This window comes from Dulcicalothrix desertica PCC 7102 (assembly GCF_003991905.1).
Classification (GTDB): domain Bacteria; phylum Cyanobacteriota; class Cyanobacteriia; order Cyanobacteriales; family Nostocaceae; genus Dulcicalothrix; species Dulcicalothrix desertica.
This window is the reverse complement of sequence record NZ_RSCL01000038.1, coordinates 16,603-35,185: the sequence shown is the minus strand read 5'-3', so window position 1 is coordinate 35,185 and position 18,583 is coordinate 16,603. Positions and strand designations below refer to the sequence as shown.

Annotated in this window: 12 protein-coding genes; all 12 read left to right on the top strand. The window is 38.7% G+C overall.

What is annotated here, in order from left to right; genetic code table 11:
• The first annotated feature begins 196 nt into the window (after nucleotides 1-196).
• The 12 genes from DSM106972_RS45110 (at nucleotide 197) to DSM106972_RS45060 (ending at nucleotide 18,583) form a co-directional block, all read left to right on the top strand.
• Nucleotides 197-1,456: a family 8 glycosyl hydrolase gene (locus DSM106972_RS45110; RefSeq protein ID WP_127086829.1), complete on the top strand. Its 1,260-nt coding sequence runs from the start codon at nucleotides 197-199 to the stop codon at nucleotides 1,454-1,456.
• 161 nt (nucleotides 1,457-1,617) lie between these two features.
• The gene (locus DSM106972_RS45105) at nucleotides 1,618-4,038 is read left to right on the top strand and encodes a cellulose biosynthesis cyclic di-GMP-binding regulatory protein BcsB (RefSeq protein ID WP_127086828.1); all 2,421 of its coding nucleotides are present in this window, start codon (nucleotides 1,618-1,620) and stop codon (nucleotides 4,036-4,038) included.
• 128 nt (nucleotides 4,039-4,166) lie between these two features.
• The gene (gene bcsA, locus DSM106972_RS45100) at nucleotides 4,167-6,770 is read left to right on the top strand and encodes a UDP-forming cellulose synthase catalytic subunit (protein ID WP_127086827.1); all 2,604 of its coding nucleotides are present in this window, start codon (nucleotides 4,167-4,169) and stop codon (nucleotides 6,768-6,770) included.
• Between the two features lie 401 nt (nucleotides 6,771-7,171).
• Nucleotides 7,172-7,321, top strand: a complete 150-nt coding sequence (locus tag DSM106972_RS51855) for a hypothetical protein (RefSeq protein WP_158632983.1) — start codon at nucleotides 7,172-7,174, stop codon at nucleotides 7,319-7,321.
• A gap of 91 nt (nucleotides 7,322-7,412) precedes the next feature.
• Nucleotides 7,413-7,955, top strand: coding sequence for a GIY-YIG nuclease family protein (locus DSM106972_RS45095; protein WP_127086826.1), 543 nt, complete (start codon nucleotides 7,413-7,415; stop codon nucleotides 7,953-7,955).
• Nucleotides 7,956-8,024: 69 nt separating this feature from the next.
• Nucleotides 8,025-8,411: a hypothetical protein gene (locus DSM106972_RS45090; protein ID WP_127086825.1), complete on the top strand. Its 387-nt coding sequence runs from the start codon at nucleotides 8,025-8,027 to the stop codon at nucleotides 8,409-8,411.
• A 22-nt stretch (nucleotides 8,412-8,433) separates the two neighbouring features.
• Nucleotides 8,434-9,060, top strand: a complete 627-nt coding sequence (locus DSM106972_RS45085; protein ID WP_127086824.1) for a Shedu immune nuclease family protein — start codon at nucleotides 8,434-8,436, stop codon at nucleotides 9,058-9,060.
• A gap of 148 nt (nucleotides 9,061-9,208) precedes the next feature.
• Entirely contained in the window at nucleotides 9,209-11,629 is a 2,421-nt protein-coding gene (locus tag DSM106972_RS45080) for a GH116 family glycosyl hydrolase (RefSeq protein WP_186538401.1), read from the top strand.
• 683 nt (nucleotides 11,630-12,312) lie between these two features.
• On the top strand, nucleotides 12,313-15,363 hold the full coding sequence (locus DSM106972_RS45075) for a cysteine peptidase family C39 domain-containing protein (protein ID WP_127086822.1): 3,051 nt from the start codon (nucleotides 12,313-12,315) through the stop codon (nucleotides 15,361-15,363).
• Nucleotides 15,364-16,298: 935 nt separating this feature from the next.
• Entirely contained in the window at nucleotides 16,299-16,733 is a 435-nt protein-coding gene (locus tag DSM106972_RS45070; RefSeq protein ID WP_127086821.1) for a hypothetical protein, read from the top strand.
• A gap of 93 nt (nucleotides 16,734-16,826) precedes the next feature.
• Nucleotides 16,827-17,285: a HetP family heterocyst commitment protein gene (locus DSM106972_RS45065; RefSeq protein ID WP_127086820.1), complete on the top strand. Its 459-nt coding sequence runs from the start codon at nucleotides 16,827-16,829 to the stop codon at nucleotides 17,283-17,285.
• A 575-nt stretch (nucleotides 17,286-17,860) separates the two neighbouring features.
• Complete coding sequence (locus DSM106972_RS45060; protein ID WP_127086819.1) at nucleotides 17,861-18,583, top strand: peptidylprolyl isomerase; 723 nt, start codon at nucleotides 17,861-17,863, stop codon at nucleotides 18,581-18,583.

The following is an 18,583-nucleotide window of genomic DNA, read 5'->3' as shown; positions in this document are numbered from 1 at the left end:
GGTTTCTGTGCGTAAGTCCTATTGAAAAAGGAAACTTGCAGCCCTAAGTTAATAGTCAAAGATAATTCGGGAATAATAAGCACAAGGATAAATTTTAAATAAAAAATTTCCTTTTATCCTTTTATCCTTTTGCCCTTTACTTCTTGTTTTAAGTTTCGACTTTGGCCAATGTTTTTCAAATCCAATGGTTCTTAGGATGCGGCAACTTCCCTTATTATTGGCAATTGTTATACCGATTGGTCTTTATGGTTGTTTCTCAGGTTATTCGTTTGTTAAACAGTCTACAGACAAATCAGTAGATACATCATTAAGTTCTACCCAACCATCTGTTGATGGTAGTGCTTCAACCTTTCTGGCTGCTTTGCCCCCATCTACTCCTAATCGGGAATTATTGGCGCAAAGCTGGGATGTCTATCGCCGTCGATTTATTCAAAGTGATGGACGGGTAATTGATTACGAAGCCAGCGACCGTTCTACTAGTGAAGGTCAAGCATATGCCATGTTACGAGCAGTATTGATTGATGATGCTGAGACTTTCGCTTTAACTCTGAAATGGGGTGAGAATAATCTCCAGCGACAAGATAAAGGACAAAAAACTGATAGTTTGTGGGCTTGGAAATGGGGCAAGCGCGCTGATGGAAGTTGGGGTTCTATCGATAACAATTTTGCTAGTGATGGTGATATTGATGCGATTACCGCTTTAATTTTTGCAGCGCGTCGTTGGAATCGTCCTGAATATTTAGAATTGGCACGTACAAAACTCAAAGATTTGTGGCGCCTATCTGTAGCTCCTGGTCCTCTAAATAAACCGTATTTATTACCAGGCCCATACGCTGCTTTTGTTCCAAATCCTTCAACACTGCATCTGAACCCTTCGTACTTGGCGCCGTATGCATTTCGTATCTTCGCTACCGTTGACCGTGAACACGATTGGTTGGGATTGGTTGAAACTAGCTATCAAATACTTGAAAAATCTACCCAGGTTTCAAAAGTTGGTTTGCCTAGCGACTGGGTATCTTTAGATATCAAAACAGGTCAATATCAAGCGTTGCCCTCTGATAGCCCAATCCAAACTTTATATAGCTTTGATGCTTATAGGGTTTGGTGGCGAGTAGGTTTAGATGCTGCCTGGTTTAATTCGAGTCAGGCAAAACAGTATTTAAAGAACTCAACGCAACATTTAAAGAAAATGTGGCGTACACAAAGCAAACTGCCCGCGCGCGTTGATTTACAGGGTAACAAACTAGTTGATTACGAAGCGACATCGCAGTATGCAATGCTGTTTTCTGCTTGGGCAATTATTGAACCAGAACTTGGGCAAGAAATATTGGCGAAAAAATTGTTACCTAGATATAGAGAAGGTATATGGGATGACTATTCATCATATTATACTCAAAACCTTGCTTGGTTAGGCTTAGTCAGTCCTTCGGTACTACCGAAGCAATTGTTGCGCTAAGTGATATATACCTTCTTCTTAATGTCTTTAATAAAGCATCAAGATTGGAGAGTCAATTATAGGTTATAAAAAGAACAAATTCTTTTTGGTAATTATAACGAAGACAAGACAGGCTTAATTATCACCAATATCCTAGTTATCCTTTTATTGTGTAATGTCTCATGAAACAGTTGTTTCTTCTTTCCCAAATCAGTAAGAAAGCGTTTGTTGTCACTTTCTGCTTGCTGCTATTCCCCAATGCACTGCCAAGCGCACGTGCAACAAATAGCGAAGACGTTAATGGTGTGGCAGAGCAAGAACTAATACTCGCACAAGCTACACCGACAACTCAAACTCCCAAAAAGACCGATAGTGTAAAGAGCGAAGAAACAACTGATGCAGCAGATGCATCTACCACAGCAAATGCATCTACCACAGCAAATGCAAAAGGTTTAGCCACCTACAATCTGGAGTTTAATCGCAGTCCAATTGTTGGTAACAGAATGCGGTTACGCGGTATTTACTCCGAAGCTCGTTTAGGTTTTACCCGTCCTCGTGGCTGGAAAATTGATAGCGGTACAGGAACAGTACAAGCGTTAATTCGTTTTCAGCATTCACCATCGCTTTATGCTAGTCGCTCGAATTTAACAGTGCTTGTTAATGGTAGAAGTGTTGGTAGTACACCACTTAACCGCAAGCAGTCTCAAGTCGGGCAGTTGCTAGTAAATATTCCACCAAACATACTTCAAGAGTATAACGAGCTAACAGTAGTAGGTCAGCAAAATAATTCGCCAGAATGTAGTGACCCAAACAGTCCTGATTTGTGGACAGAAATTCTACCCGACTCTAAGATTACTTTCAAATACCAAAGACAGCCGTTAGCGCTTAACTTTAGCCGCTATCCGTTTCCCATCTTTGATGATTTAGGATTAGAAACAAATAAGATTGCTTACTTACAACCAAGTCAAGCTTCTGCATCATGGTTAACTGCCGCAGGTCGTTTCCAAGCTGCATTAGGACGGTTAGCTGATTTCCGTCCGATTGAAACTAGCATGGTGTCTAGCGTTGCATCTGTTAAAGATGGCGAGCGCTTAGTTATTATTGGAACTCCTAGCGAACAACCCGCGTTAGCAGAGCTAAAAGATTTACCATTAAAAATTGCAGGTGGGCAAGTTCTGGATAGTAGTAATAATCCAGTGCCCAATGAACGAGGAGTGCTGATTTTAGCTAGCTCTAAAAAAGAAGGTGGGGCGCCAGTTCTTATCGTTACGGGTAATAGTGCCAAAGCTGTTGAAAAAGCTTCCAGATTTTTATCACAGCCCGATTTAAGAAAAATGGGCACAGGTCAAGTAGTTTATGTTGACCAAATTAAAGAAACAACAACTCCAGGCGCCCGTCAATGGCCGCGTCATTTGCCAGAAACAAATTCATTTAAACTTGGCGACCTTAGAACCGCAGTTAATAACGAGCGGTTTAAAGATGTAACTGTACAAGGTGCAGGGGCGCCAGCAGTAGATATTGACTTCCGCGCTTTACCTGATGACAGGTTTGTTCGTGGTAGCTCAATGAATTTGGTATATAGCTATGGTCCACAAGTTAACCCACGTACTTCTGCGGTTCAGGTTTTTTTAGACGGTAACTTTATTGGTGGTGCGCGCTTAACAAACGAGTCAGGAGAATCTAGAAAATCATTAAAAGTCGATTTACCTGCAAACCTTGTAAAACCTGATTCAAAGCTACAAGTCTTTTTCCGGATGAATGCGCGTGAAGCATTTGATAAACAAAAATGTCAGTTTCCTTCAGACCAGCAGCTAACAGGTACTGTTCATGAGGATACAAGCTTTGATTTGAAACGCGAAACTTCCGTTCAGCTACCAGATTTAAACTTACTCAAATTTGGTTATCCATTTGCGGCGCCTCAAGATTTATCTAAAACAGCTATCGTCATGCCGCAAAATCCATCTGCTACAGATATGCTGACGATGTTGGAATTTAGCGAACGTCTAGGAAGATTAAGCAAATCTGATTCAGTTAAACTTGACGTTTATACACAAGAAAATATACCGGAAACAGTTCGCAAAGAAGATAATTTAGTTGCGATTGGTACACGTGAGAAATTCCCGCTTCCAGATGCGTTGAAAACATCTGGATTTAATTTGAGTCAGCAGTTTACCAGGGGTACAGCGCAAGCAAGTGTAGTAACTCCGCAAGACACGCAAGGAATGATTAAGCAGGTTATTTCTCCTTGGAATAATCAGCGAGTTGTTTTGGCTTTGACTGCTCAAACAGAAACAGGGTTAGAGCGAGTGAGACAAGTTCTTAATCAAGACCCTTGGTTCTTCCAACTTAAGCAGGATACAGTACTAATTAGTAGTGACAAAAAAGACCCTGCACCATATGACCCAGACGCTTTTCAACTTGCTTTCTTTGAAGATTCTCCCAGTGTTAGCCGCGTTGAAGATACATCTCCACTCAGCAAAATATCACGATTAATTCAAGATAATTGGTTGCTATTGATTGTTGGAATTTTGGGTTCATCGCTCTTGCTGTTTGGAATTGTTCAGTTATATCTGAAGCGTTTAAACACAGAGGAAAAAGGGTAGTAGTAAGGTGGGCACTGCCCACCCTACTAGTAAGGGCAGGTTAACGAATAACCTAAAATTGAATTAAAACTTTCGTAAACCTGCCCATACAATAATCAAAAATCAAAAATCTTGAATCAAAAATAAAAATGTCTTCTTCCTCATTTAGAACACCTCCAACACCAAAAGCGCATAATTTTCTTACTAAATTTATCGCTGAGATTGCGCCGAGATTTTTTGACCGTGCGCTTGAAAAAGTAGGAATTAAGCAGTTTAAGTGGTTAGTACTACTATCTTTAGTAATATCAATTCCACTGATTATTACGCCGTTAGAAGTTTGGCAGCAAGGTGTAATTTCAGTCTTTTTAGTAGTGCTGGGTCAAATAATTGTTCGTGCAGAAGAACAAGAATCATCGATAGATATTAGCCAGTACTATCACTTATTCATGGTGTGGTTAAGTATAGTAACAACAATGCGATATTTATATTATCGCGTTAGCTATACTCTTAACTTTGATACTTGGGTAAATGGTATTGCTTGTGGATTACTGTTTGCCGCCGAGCTATACGCTATTTTGACATTGGTTTTGGCGTATTTTCAAACATTGAAAATTAAAGAACGTCAACCAATCAGTCTTAATGCTATTCCCGAAGAAGAATGGTATTCGGTAGATATTTATATTCCTACCTATAACGAGGACGTTGACCTTGTTCGCAAAACTGCGCTAGCTGCACAAGCTTGTGAATATGCACCTGGAAAGAAAACGGTTTATGTTCTCGATGACGGTCGTCCTGAACGTTATAAAGAGGATGACCCGCGTCGTGAAAAGTTTCGTGGGCGCCGTGAACAACTTCGACAGATGTGCGAAGAACTTGGCTGCATTCACATGACGCGCGATAATAACGAACATGCCAAAGCAGGAAACATTAATACTGCGTTCCGGAAAACACATGGCGATTTGGTAATGATTCTTGACTGCGACCACATCCCATCCCGTCAATTTTTGCTGCATACGGTTGGTTTCTTTTACGACCCTAAAGTTTCGTTTGTACAAACACCGCACTGGTTTTATAACCCTGACCCCTTTGAGAGAAATTTAGTTACCAGTGGTCGAATTCCTGTTGGTAACGAATTATTTTATAAGGTGTTACAGAAAGGAAACGATTTTTGGAACGCAGCATTTTTCTGTGGTTCGGCAGCGATAATTCGTAAAGACCATGCTCTTGAAGTTGGAGGAATTGCAGTAGAAACAGTAACCGAAGATTGTCACACTGCATTACGTTTACACGGACGTGGTTATAAGTCGGTTTATTACGACAAAATTATGGTGGCTGGTTTGGCGCCTGACACCTTCAACGCTTATGTTGGTCAGCAGGTTCGTTGGGCACGGGGGATGGCGCAAATTCTTCGTCTCGAAAACCCGTTGTTAAATTTCAAACATAAGCTATCTCTAGGACAACGAATTTGTTACTTAAGTGCAACATCACACTTTTTGTATGGATATCCGCGACTAGTATATGCTGTGGCGCCGACTTTGTTTTTGCTGTTTGGTATCAACTCCGTGCAGGGTCTTGGTATTGAAACTCTAGCTTACGCAGTTCCACACATTCTGCTATCGCTGTTTACCAACCATATTATTTATAAGCACGTCCGTTTTTCCTTCTGGAACGAAATATTTGAGTTTGTGATGTCGTTCCAAGCTGGATGGGTAACACTGCTAGCGCTGATTAATCCGAAAATGGGTTCGTTTAACGTGACTGATAAAGGCGTTAATATTAGCAAACGAACTTTTGACTGGGAGTCAATGCGCGGTTTAGTTGTAGTTACCGCTTTAGTTGTTTGCTCATTACTTGCCGTTCCATATTGGTTGTTGCTACGTCCTGAAGACTGGCAAGCTGTAATGGTGAACACAATATGGTCAGGGTTTAATATAATTTTGCTATCGAGTGCTTTGCTAGTAGGTTTTGAACAACCGCAAATCCGTACAGCCCATAGATTACAGCGTCGTTTAGCTGTAATGATTTCCGTCGATAATCAAACCTTGATGGGTGAAACGATAAATATTTCTGAAACTGGGGCACTAGTTAAGCTTGAATCTTGGCCTAATTTGCCTGATGAAGTTCAAATTGAAGTTCATGGTGACTTTACCGCACGCGCAACACTTACCGCAAGGGTTATACGTCTATCACCAGTAAACGACACAGAAACTCATCTCGCAATTGACTTTATAAATATTACTGATGACCAAAGAGACGCTTTGACTTTGGTTATTTATTCAGATGTTCGCGAGTGGTACTCTCAAAACCGTGAGTACGCAGACCAACCTTTTGCTTCGCTTGGTTTCTTAGCTACTAGTTTGACTCGTTCGCTACGTGACATGAAATCAACACAAACTAAAAAAGTTCGCAAGCAAGTGCAAGCGCACGGTCAAATTTATTGGGACGGTCATTTCTTCCCAGGTGTGGCTACAGAAATTGGGGTTACAGGTTTACGTTTAGAGTTAAATAGTAAGCGTGCTGTTTCTTCTGATAAAACACTGACGCAGCAAGATTTGCAATCAATGCAAAAAAGTAAACCACTCGTTGGTTTATTATTGAGTCAAGAAGCGGCGCCTGCTTCTCCTAATCGTTTTGTTGCAGAAATTACCTCGGTAATTGAAACTGGTAATGGTCTTGCAATTGAAATGAATTTCCCTGAGAAGTTTAGAGAGCGTCAATCTACCAAAATTAAACAACTGTTACAAGCGCTTTAGTACTAGTACTGTAATAAAAATAACAATATTCTTGTTGTCCCGGTTTCTCTTTGATGCCGGGATTTGTTTATTTGTACTTTGTTTGCATGACCTGTTGTTTATCGGTTATGCATTTGTGTGTTAGAAAATATACATTTAAATAGGCAGGTTGGATTGGAGGGACGGGCAAGGATGCCCATTCCACAAGAGTTGTATAAGAATTCTGCAATTACATTTATTATTGCTGGGTATTTTCTTGAACTGTGTTTAGAACACGGTTTTGCCACTGCCTGAGAGATTTGTTTTCCTCTCTCAGGCGGATAACTCCCCCAGGAGTTCTTGCTTCAGAAACTGAATTTCTAAGTCGTGCTGGTTAACTCGGTCTTTTATTGTTTTTAAGTCTGGGGTTAGAAAAAAATCCTGTGAATTTGCTAATTGAAGCATATCGGTCTGCTACGTCGTCTAATGAAATCAACGAAGTCTTAAATTTATATGGCGAGTTTGAACAGCAAGCTTGGTTTTCTTTAACTCTAATAGAGCGGCGCCGTGTCGTTGAAATAATGTCGTCATAGCTTCACAATTTCTCTTAAGTACGCTTCTGCTGTACAATAGACGTTTATTGTAAGTGTAGAAACGTAATTAAGATAAAATTTATACTTTGTTATGACAACAGAAAGTTATGCTGCTTTAGCTGCTCTGGAATACATTCCTTATATTGACGAGAACGGTCAATTGCCTGAACAGTTTCAAGGTAAAATAGGTGTGTATGCAATTTTTGATACCGATAAAAATTTACAATTTATTGGATATTCGCGCGATGTTTATTTAAGTCTAAGGCAGCATTTGGTTCGATTGCCTGATAAATGCTATTGGGTTAAGGTTCAAACGATTGAACGTCCTAGTCGTGCGACTTTGGAAAATATTGAAAAAGCTTGGATTGAAGAAAATGGCGCCGTTCCTGCTGGTAATAGTGAGAGTAAAGATGTTTGGACTCAGCCTGTAAATGTTAAAAATTTGATGACTGAGGAGGAGAAAGTTAATTATAACAGTCCCAATAATGATGAGATGGCGCAAATTAAAATTATTAAGAATGTCGCTCGTCGGGTAGAGGCAGAGATTTTAAAAGTTTTAGAAGCACGCGGTTTACAAGCTCAGATTCGATTTAACCCAAAGTTGAAGGAAGAAGGTTTATTAGATTTAAAATAGTACCAGAATACCAGCAGTAACTTGCTGTTATTTTGATGGGAAGTTACTGGAAAATTTTAACTTGATAATATGAAATTAATTTTTCAAGAAGTAAAGAATTTTAAATCTAAATTTATTAGATCTGTTTCAAGCGCTAAAATATTAGAATATGTTAGTTTAATTAAAAAATATATGTATAAAATAACAATGCATAAGCGTTCACAAGTAGCATTAGATACTCTTACAACGGAAGAATTAAATAGTTTCTGGCAAGTCTTGGACAAATTAACAGTATCAGGTGTAAATAATGGTTTAGGGGATAATATTGTCAAATTGAAAACTGAAGAGCCTTTATATCTTTTAAAAATTGACTCTAATATTAGAGCAATTATACAAGTTACTGCAAAAGATGAAATAGAGGTTTTAGACCTGGTAACTCAAGATACACTCAAAATGTTTTCGCGTGCCAGCAAATAGTTTGATAGCTTAATTCAATTTAATGAAAAATTTTATAAATATTGATTTTGATTTGTCAATCTGCCGTTCTCAACTTGCAGAATTTCAAGCACTGCTACAAAGCAAAAAATCTTTATCAGAGAAAGAGGATATTTTACCTTTCTTTCGGGATAGAGTTCATTTATCCGCATTTCTTGCTTCTTATAATATAAAAATTAGCAGGTATGACCGTCTGGCATTTGAATATGACATCTTTGGAGATTTTACGGCAGACTTAGTTGTTGGTGATTCTGTGACAAAATCTTACTGCTTTATTGAATTTGAAGATGCAAGACCTAACAGTGTTTTTGTTAAAAAGACAGGCAAATATTCTCCGGATTGGTCGCCACGATTCGAGAAAGGATTCAGTCAAGTAGTTGATTGGTTTTGGAAACTAGACGACTTAGAGAAAACGGATGATTTTGAAAGTCGGTTTGATAGCAGAAATATTGATTATATTGGATTACTATTTATTGGTAGGACAGAATATCTAGAAGTGAAAGAGAAAAAGAGACTCGCTTGGCGCCAACAAAATTTGGTTGTAAATTCTAAACATGTATACTGTTTTACATTTGATGAGTTGTATAATGATTTGTTATTTCGTTTAAATAAGTATTATTTGGCACCGTAATGATGGTAATGGTAAAAGGTGGGCACTGATGCCCGTACTACTATTGGTTTACAACTGGGATGCGTTTTTTCAAGTTAACTGTTCTAGTAATGACTTGAGGAATATAGAGTTGATGAGTTAATTTCAAGAGCGTAATATTAACGCTGCAATGGTAATGACACAATTTAAGAATGGAATCCCTGCTTGTGCCTGGAATCGTCCCATTGGTTTGGGTTGGAGTCAGCCTTATACTGTTCGCTATGCAAGTAATATAGATGATGGCCCTTGGCATGGTATGCCTTTGGGTGGTTTCGGCGCCGGTTGCATTGGACGTTCTTCGCGTGGTGATTTTAATTTTTGGCATATCGATGGTGGGGAGCATGTTTTTCAAAATATCCCCGCTTGTCAATTTAGTGTTTTTGAAGATGCTGAAAATACAAAGACCGCTTATGCTTTGTCCACTGAGGCGCCGCAAGATGGTAGTCTCAAAAGTTGGAAGTGGTACCCGTCAGATACGAATGGTACTTATCACGCTTTATATCCCCGTAGTTGGTTTGTATACGAACATCAAACGAAAGTACAATTAAGTTGCACGCAGTTTTCACCAATTTGGGCAAATAATTATAAAGAGAGTAGTTATCCTGTAGCTGTATTTGTTTGGAAAGCGACTAATCGAACGGAGGCGCCTGTTACTATCAGCATTATGCTTACCTGGCAAAATATGGTGGGCTGGTTTACTAATGCTTCAAAATCACCAGAAATTGTACTTCGCGATGATGGTAGTCCAGTATACGAATATCAGCCACGTTTGAATGAGAGTAAAGATAATTATAATTTTATAGTTGAAAATACTGATAAAATTGGCTGCGTTTTAGCTCGTTCTGGAATTGTTACACCAACCGAAGAAGGCGAAGGTGAGTGGTGTATTGCTACTAGTAAGCAACCAGGTGTTGAGGTGTTTTATCATACTCGTTTTAATCCTGTTGGTACAGGTGAGGATGTATGGAACAGCTTTGCAAGTGATGGTTCGTTACCTAATATATTAGATGCAACACCCGCCGACCACACTGAACAAGTCGGCACCGCGTTAGCTGTAAGAATAACATTACAACCTGGGCAAACATTAGAAATTCCATTTACATTGGCTTGGAATTTTCCTGTTACTGAATTTGCCGAGGGTGTTAAATATTATCGTCGCTACACTGACTTTTTTGGACGTAGTGGTAAGAGTGCTTGGGCTATTGCATCTACTGCATTAGATGAATATCAACAATGGTGGCGCCAAATAGAAGCATGGCAACAACCAATTCTTGACCGTCAGGATTTACCCGACTGGTTTAAAATGGCTTTGTTTAACGAACTTTATGATTTGACGGCTGGTGGAACGCTGTGGAGTGCCGCTACTGATATTGACCGTTACGGGCAGTTTGCAGTGTTGGAATGTTTAGATTATCGCTGGTATGAAAGTTTGGATGTGCGTCTTTATGGTTCATTTGGACTGTTGATGCTGTTCCCAGAATTGGAAAAAGCTGTAATACGTGCTTTTGCACGCGCTATTCCTAACAGTGATGACCGCACCCGCGTGATTGGGTATTACTATGTTATTGGTGCCGAAAGTCCATTAGCTATTCGCAAAGCTAAAAATGCCACTCCTCACGATTTAGGGGCGCCGAATGAACATGTTTGGGAAAAAACTAATTACACTGCTTACCAAGATTGTAATTTGTGGAAAGATTTAGGTAGTGATTTTGTACTACAGGTGTATCGTGATTTTATTCTGACGGGTGGTAGTGATTTTAAGTTCTTGGAAGAATGTTGGGACTCTGTAGTTTGTACCCTTCATTATCTTAAAGGGTTTGATTTGGATAATGACGGTATTCCTGAAAACTCTGGGGCGCCTGACCAAACTTTTGATGATTGGCGTTTACAAGGAGTTAGCGCTTACTGCGGTGGTTTATGGTTATCAGCGTTGCAAGCGGCAATTTCTATGGGGACAATTTTGAAAATAGCGGACGCAGCACTCGATACCCCAGAACTTGATGAGAGTATCAATACGTTTCAATCTTGGTTAGAACAATCGTTGCCTGTTTACCAAGCAAAACTTTGGAATGGACAGTATTATCGTCTTGATAGCGGTAGTGGTTCCGATGTTGTAATGGCTGACCAACTATGTGGTCAATTTTACGCCAGATTGTTAGGATTACCTGATATTGTTCCGATTGAATGCGCTCACTCTGCCCTAAAAACAGTTTACGAAGCTTGCTTTCTCAAGTTTAATGACGGTAAATTTGGCGCCGCAAATGGGTTAAAAGCAGATGGTTCCCCCGAAAACCCCAAAGCAACACACCCACTAGAAGTTTGGACGGGTATTAATTTTGGTTTAGCTGCCTTTTTGGTGCAAATGGGCATGAAAGACGAAGCTTTTAAACTAACCGAAGCCGTTGTTCAACAAGTTTACTCTAATGGTCTGCAATTCCGTACTCCCGAAGCGATTACTGCCTCTGGGACTTTCCGTGCCTGCGTTTATTTACGGGCAATGGCTATTTGGGGAATTTATCTAACCATGAATCAATCTATCAGCATTTCATGACATTTTTGACATCCCTCTCCGGATTGATGACTAGGTTGGTAGAAAAGTAGTGTGAGTTTATTAGTCAAATATCTTTGAAAAAGCAAGATACTTGGCTAAACTCACATTGCTACCTTCATTACAAATCTTCAAATGTTTCTCAGTAACAAAATGCTTGTAAAAAATTTTATTCAAACAGAGAATAATACCATAAGTGTCAACATTTTTTACATTACAGTCTGTAATTTAATCATAAAATCCTTGTTTTAGCAACTTTAAAAGCATCATAATTAGTTCTTAAATATACATAGCACTGATGTAGGTAAGAATGAAAATCAATTTAGTTTTTAGTGAAATTTTGATAAAGCACAAGAAGTTTTTTAAAGAAATAAGTCAAAACATTATAAAAATGTATTACAAATTAATTAGGTACTTTAGTAGCTCAAGTAGTATGTCGAAGATGTGGTTTCAGTACAACCCTATGTTTGATGTAATTCCACAACACAGTCTAGTAAACAAATATAAGGTGTTAATGTTGTAACTAAAAGCACATTTTAACCTGTTGAACGAACGGTAGTAAAGGATTTTACTTCGGATGTCTAAAAATAAATTGCTTGATATTGAAAGTCAACTTAGCAGAAAGTTTATTGCTTGATATTGACAGCTTGTTTCTAATTTCATAAGCGTACTTAAATAGAATCCCCATGAACTTCTCTCCGTTGTTACGAGTTCAGGGAGAGCATTTAAATCATCTACATGTTGATAATGTGCTTGCTCCCACTCCTGAAGCAACTATTAACCGATTATTTAGGTTAGTTGCAACGGATACGAGTCTCAGTTTTACAGCGGAGTTTTATGAAGCTTGGAGGGTGAAAGAGTTTTCGCTGGGTGATGAGTTGATGGACTATGAAAATCCAAAAGACACCCTTTATTTGGTTTGCAGGGGACGTGTAAGGTTATTGGGGTATGAACAAGAGTCTGCACGTAATGTATCAGCGCAGTTGCTTGATGTTGGAGAAAGTTTTGGTGCAGATGGGTTATTTTACCCGAATTTATTATCGTATCGTGCTGTTGCTGCTTCCAATGTTGCTATAGCGGAGTTGGCAAAAGCTAATTTAAAAATTTGGTTACAACGTGCTGAAAATTTTGAATCATATCTTCTTGATACTGTTGAAACGCGGCAAAAGATGATTTTCTGGAAAACCTGCACTTCTTTGCGCTCTTTAACAAGTCAAACTTTGCAGCATATATCACCGTACTTTGCGCTTCGTACAGTTAACACAGGTGAATTATTACCGTCAGCGACTCCTGCTTCCTTGGGACGTTATTGGTTAATGTCTGGTCGCACTGAGCAGCAAGATGCTCAAGTTGGTTATAGCTGGGGTTATCCGGATATTGCATCACCTGCATTCAAAGCAGAAACTGATTTAGTTGTATGTCATCTACCTGTTGAAAATTGGGAACTGGTCAAACTGTTTCTACCATCACAGAACTTTCACGAAGAAAATCATCAAGTTGAGTTACATCAAGCTGAGTTAAATCAAGTTGAATCAAACAGTATCCAAACAGCAACTACCTTTGAATTAAATAATAATACTTGTCAACAGAGTCAGAAATACAACAAACAAAGATACAACAAAAAATATCCGTTTATTGCACAGCAAAGTTCATCAGATTGCGGCGCCGCGTGTTTGGCGATGATATGTAAATACTGGGGTAAAAAAGTTAGTTTAAATACATTACGTCGTTCGTCCCAAACAAATCGTATTGGCGCCACGCTTTCATCTTTAGCTGATGCAGCAGTCAATCTAGGTTATTCTTCAGTAGCAGTACAAGCTAATTTGACCGCTCTTGCTTGGCGCCATTCTCCGTGGATTGCCCACTGGCAAGGTAATCATTATGTTGTTGTTTGGGGAGTTCGTTCTAATTATGTAGTCATCTCTGACCCAGCAGTCGGCAAGCTAAAGTTACCTATATCAGAATTTGAATCTAACTGGACTGGTTATGCTTTAATGCTGGAACCAACCGAACGATTACAACAACTACTGGACGAGAAAACATCACTTGCTTATTTTGGGCAGTCACTGTGGAAGTACCAATCTTTAGTTCTACAAATTGTGATTGCATCATTAGTTATGCAAGTTTTTGGGCTAGTTATGCCAGTAATAGCTCAGATTGTTATCGATAGGGTAATACCTGCACGCATGTCTGTAGCACTAAATATTTTTGCTTTGGGCTTTTTGGTCTTTGGTATTTGGCGCTTCTGTATCAAAACAGCACGTCAATACCTACTCGACTATTTCTCAAATCATATGGATATTAGCTTGATGAGCGATTTTATCTGCCATGTTTTGGAATTACCATTGCAGTTTTTTGAACAGCGACAGGCAGGAGACATTATCAGTCGTGTTGAGGAAAACCACAAAATTCAAACATTTTTGACTCGTCGTGCGTTTGGTATCACTCTAGATGCGCTATGTGCATTTTTATGTTTAGGATTAATCGCTTACTACAATTCACGCCTAGCTCTACTTGTTCTTGCGTTAACTGTACCAGTTGCTGTGTTCACAATAAATACAAGTCAGAAATTAAAACGCATATCGCGAGAACTCGCTATTGATACAGCAGTGCAGAATCATACTGTAAATGAAATGATAACGGGTATTACTACAATCAAAAGCTTCGGCGCCTCTAGATGGATGCGTTGGCACTGGGAAGAACGGTTCGTAAACACTATCAAAACACGACTCCGCTATCAAAGACTCTCAAATAACTTACAACTTACTAATAATTTGATAAATCACGCTAGTAGTACTTTAGTTTTATGGTACGCAGCGAGCTTGATGATACATGACCAGCTATCGTTCGGTAAGTTTATAGCTTTTACTATGCTCGTTAGTAGCATTGTCAATCCGATTTTGGCGTTAGTTGAGTTGAAAAACGATATTCATTCTGTGGTTGTTTCTATCGAACGACTCAACGATGTTTTGCTTTCCTCTCCTGAAATCAGGGATGAAGAGTTAGAGTTGCCGCCGATTCAAGGTGAAGTTCGTTTTGAGAATGTTAGCTTTCACTATCAAGGTGAGGAGCGTAACGCACTGCAAAACATCTCGTTTGTGATTAAACCTGGGCAAACAGTTGGTATTGTTGGCGCCAGTGGTGCAGGTAAAACAACGCTGTTAAATTTGCTGTGTGGCTTATATAAACCAGATTCTGGCAGGATTTTGATTGATGGACATGATATTTGCACGGTGTCATCTCAAACATTCTTGACGCAGTTAGGAGTTGTGCCAGCTTCTATATTTATATTTTCAGGAACTGTTTTGGAAAATATAACCTTATTCAGCCCATTTACGTTTGAAGAAGTCAAAAATGCGGCTCGAACTGCTGGCGCCCACGATTTTATTGAGTCACTACCCTCTGGCTACGACACTTTGATTGGCGCCCCATCAAAAACACTCTCTAAAAAGCAGCATTATTTAATTGCCATAGCTCGGGCTTTGATTCGCAAACCGAGAATGTTGATTTTAGATGAACCAACGAGCGCACTTGATGTGGGAACCGAAAACTTACTTCTTCAGAACCTTTCACGTGGCGCCCTTGGTTGTACAACATTTATCGTTAGTCACCGTTTGAGTCACCTTTCCGCCACTGACCGTATTTTAGTGCTGGATAGAGGTATCATTGTTGAAATTGGCAGACATCACGAATTATTCGCAAAAAGCCAGTTGTATTCACACTTAGTAGCGCGGTGAACCTAACTTTAATTAATTATTTATCCTCAAGTAATTGCAAATAATTATCGAATACTAGTTAGGAGATTATTTTTAATGCTAGATTACCTAAAATTTTTACGTATCGCATCATTTAAATATTCTGTAATTACAACAATCAGCTTGTTAGAAACCATATATTGAGTGTTTTTACCACTTCCTGGGTTGCTACGTCTTATGATTTACAACCCTTAGTTACTATATTGAAACCAGTACTGCTAAAAAAGTCATCCGGGTGAAAACCTACTTTAATACAAAAATTATAATTAGTTCACTAGAAATTAGCATTGATATGTTCGAGCTAAATGCTTATGTAGCAATAACTTTAACAAAAAAACTTACTTCCTTAACAAACTGTAAAAAAATTATTGATATGCAGTTGCACCACCACCAATTTTGTCAGTATTACCTACAAATTATTTCTTCATCGTTGGTTCACAAACCTCAGTTAGTGCTACAATTTTCTGGGGGCAATTCGCTAGAACAAAAAAATAAAACCTAGTCACAGTGGGGGGTGCGACCCCTCAACAATTAATAACAAGGGGACAAAACGTGAAGTTGCACATCACTTAAGTGAATTTGAAAAATGATTGAGTAAATTTGACAAAGAAGGTGCCAGATTGGCAGATGACATCCACAGAAAAAAATAGTGTAAGTACGAATGTTGTTATTTCAAGCTAAAGCTAAACATTTTCCTGTGTGGAGTCAGTGGCATATGTACAAATACTTAATCAATGGGGAAAACGTAGTGAGTAATACTATTTATCTCAAGTTAGTTAAATCAATAAGTTGATGGCGCCAATAATTGAGAGGATAAAACTGCATCTACCAACAGTCAGCAAATACTGTCACCTTGAGCATGGCTTCAAGCGAACAGTATCGATGATAAACAGTTAGATTTCGACATAGGTCAACTAATGAAAAGAATCATCAGGTCAAATGCAGTCAAAACCTCAAACGAGCTTACTTCCTTTGTACCAACTAAGGAGGTAAGTACATCATTTATGGAAGATAGGGTGAATTCGGTATCTTTGCAGACGATATTGAATCGGCAACCCTTGGTTGTTCCTTACCTAGTAGTTTTAAGCGGCATTGCTTTTTTAGCAATGAGCTTGATTTGGGCAATGAATACCAGAGTTGAAGAAGCTAGCTTGCATTTTGAATTGGCGCCATCAATTGGCAGAGAAAAAGCGTTTAAAACAGTAAATTCAGTAAATTATCAAACTGCTATCAAAATTATACCAAAACAATTTCAAAGCACTGAGGCGGATATCAAGTATCAAACCAAGCAGCCTACACACGTTAGATTTGTCCACACTTATCGAGTAGTCGATATGTTTTTTGAGGAATAACTAATGGTAAGTATCTCTTAAGATTGTTAGTCGTTGATATTCAATAGAGTCTTTTACTTCGATTCCATTTTATTTTATTTAATGAGTGAAACCATGAGTCAAGATAATCCTGGTATAAGTAGCAATTTTAAGAAGCCTGTTCACCCTGAACAGTTTGACCAAGTAGTTGAAGCAATTTTAGCTGGCAAATATTCTTGGGCTTGTGTATTAATGTTGCGCTTTGCTGGGTATAACCCTCTGCATTATATCCCTTATCGGACTTACAACCGACTGCTCAAAGACAACTCGCAAGAAAAGGCAAACAGCCAGAAAGATAATAATGGTGCGGCGCCAGCATCTGAGAAGTCTTCTCACAACAGCATTCCATCAAGTTGTCTAAGCAAAATTAAAGACTTGGCATACATGGAAGTAGTGGGCAAGCAAAAAAGAGAAATTAGAGGAGGTAATTTAGACAAATGGTTATCAGCGCAAATGCACGAAAACCTTTCCAACGAATCACAGTTACAGCCAGACAAACAAAATAGTTGCCTAAAAATGTGTGAATTCAACTAAACCCTCTTGTGGGGTGGGCATCCCTGCCCGCCCTACAACATTTCAACATCCTTACCCATGTAATACTTCATACACTACTTAAACATACCGAACATCAATTTACAGTTTCTTTGTAATAATCTGCCAAAATGGCAAATAACATGCAAAAATATTTTATACATTAGATATATAGCAGAAAACGAGTTATGACGGGTTATGAAGGGTGAAATTTTACTACATTAATATATTATGAATAAGGAGATGATGAACGGCAAACAAACTAGGTACGTTAATTTATGTTGATAGTGGTATTGTTACAGTTGGTGGCTATTTCTTACTTCATACCATATAAAGTCATGAGTAAGAATATGTAACGATACGCGAGTTTGATTGTTCTATCTGTTTCAACATCTAAATAATCCGAATCCTCCCAATTAGGATTATTTCATCACAAATCATGGAAGCTATACTTTGTAGCTTCCAATTTTTTATTAAGCGTTATGATTTTTAAAGTTTGAATAAAAATTAGTAGCAAAGGCTACTCAATATGCAGCTAAATAATATACCCTGAAAGCTAGTAAGATACAAATAATACAATGAGCGATTTTAAGACAAATGTTGAGGCAGAAGAAATAGTAGACTATCTCAAACAGGAAATGAGCTTAAAAGAAACGCGCCAAAATATTTTGTATCAAAGAGTAATCGCTTTTGTTGCACAACAGCGGGGAATAAGCGTTAGTAGTTTAGAGATAGAAAAAGAAGCTACAGAGCAGCGTCGGGAACTGCGGTTAGAAAAAGCTGCGGATACCGTAGCTTGGTTAACCAACAATATGATTACTCCTCACGACTGGGAAGTTGGTATTCGGAACCGACTGCTAGCACACAAGTTAGCGCAAGAGATGTTTGGCAAGGAAGTCGAAAAGTTTTTTGTACAGAACCGTGCGGAGTTTGAGCAGATTATTTTATACCGTTTAGTAGTAACAGACGATAAGCTCGCTCAAGAACTTTATTATCAAATTGAGGAAAGAGAAATTAGCTTTTACACGGCTGCACATAATTATGACATCGACTTAAACCGCAGGCGCCAGTGTGGGTATGAAGGGCAAGTTTATCGTTGGGAAATCGAGCCGGAGATTGCAAATGTTGTTTTTAATACATCGCCTCAGCAATTGATTGGTCCGATAAAAATAGAACGATGCTATCATTTGCTTTGGGTTGAAGAACTTATACCAGCCGAGTTAACGGAGGTACGGTATAAAGAGTTACTAAATCATATGTTTAAGCAATGGTTAAACTCAGAAGCTCAACAATATATTTGA

Bases quoted from the DNA above. Each gene is read 5' to 3' on its own strand.
- bcsA (WP_127086827.1), top strand. From the start codon at position 4,167: ATGTCTTCTTCCTCATTTAGAACACCTCCAACACCAAAAGCGCATAAT.
- DSM106972_RS45095 (WP_127086826.1), top strand. From the start codon at position 7,413: ATGACAACAGAAAGTTATGCTGCTTTAGCTGCTCTGGAATACATTCCT.
- DSM106972_RS45060 (WP_127086819.1), top strand. From the start codon at position 17,861: ATGAGCGATTTTAAGACAAATGTTGAGGCAGAAGAAATAGTAGACTAT.
- DSM106972_RS45080 (WP_186538401.1), top strand. From the start codon at position 9,209: ATGGTAATGACACAATTTAAGAATGGAATCCCTGCTTGTGCCTGGAAT.
- DSM106972_RS45070 (WP_127086821.1), top strand. From the start codon at position 16,299: ATGAAAAGAATCATCAGGTCAAATGCAGTCAAAACCTCAAACGAGCTT.
- DSM106972_RS45090 (WP_127086825.1), top strand. From the start codon at position 8,025: ATGAAATTAATTTTTCAAGAAGTAAAGAATTTTAAATCTAAATTTATT.
- DSM106972_RS45110 (WP_127086829.1), top strand. From the start codon at position 197: ATGCGGCAACTTCCCTTATTATTGGCAATTGTTATACCGATTGGTCTT.
- DSM106972_RS45105 (WP_127086828.1), top strand. From the start codon at position 1,618: ATGAAACAGTTGTTTCTTCTTTCCCAAATCAGTAAGAAAGCGTTTGTT.
- DSM106972_RS45075 (WP_127086822.1), top strand. From the start codon at position 12,313: ATGAACTTCTCTCCGTTGTTACGAGTTCAGGGAGAGCATTTAAATCAT.
- DSM106972_RS45085 (WP_127086824.1), top strand. From the start codon at position 8,434: ATGAAAAATTTTATAAATATTGATTTTGATTTGTCAATCTGCCGTTCT.
- DSM106972_RS45065 (WP_127086820.1), top strand. From the start codon at position 16,827: ATGAGTCAAGATAATCCTGGTATAAGTAGCAATTTTAAGAAGCCTGTT.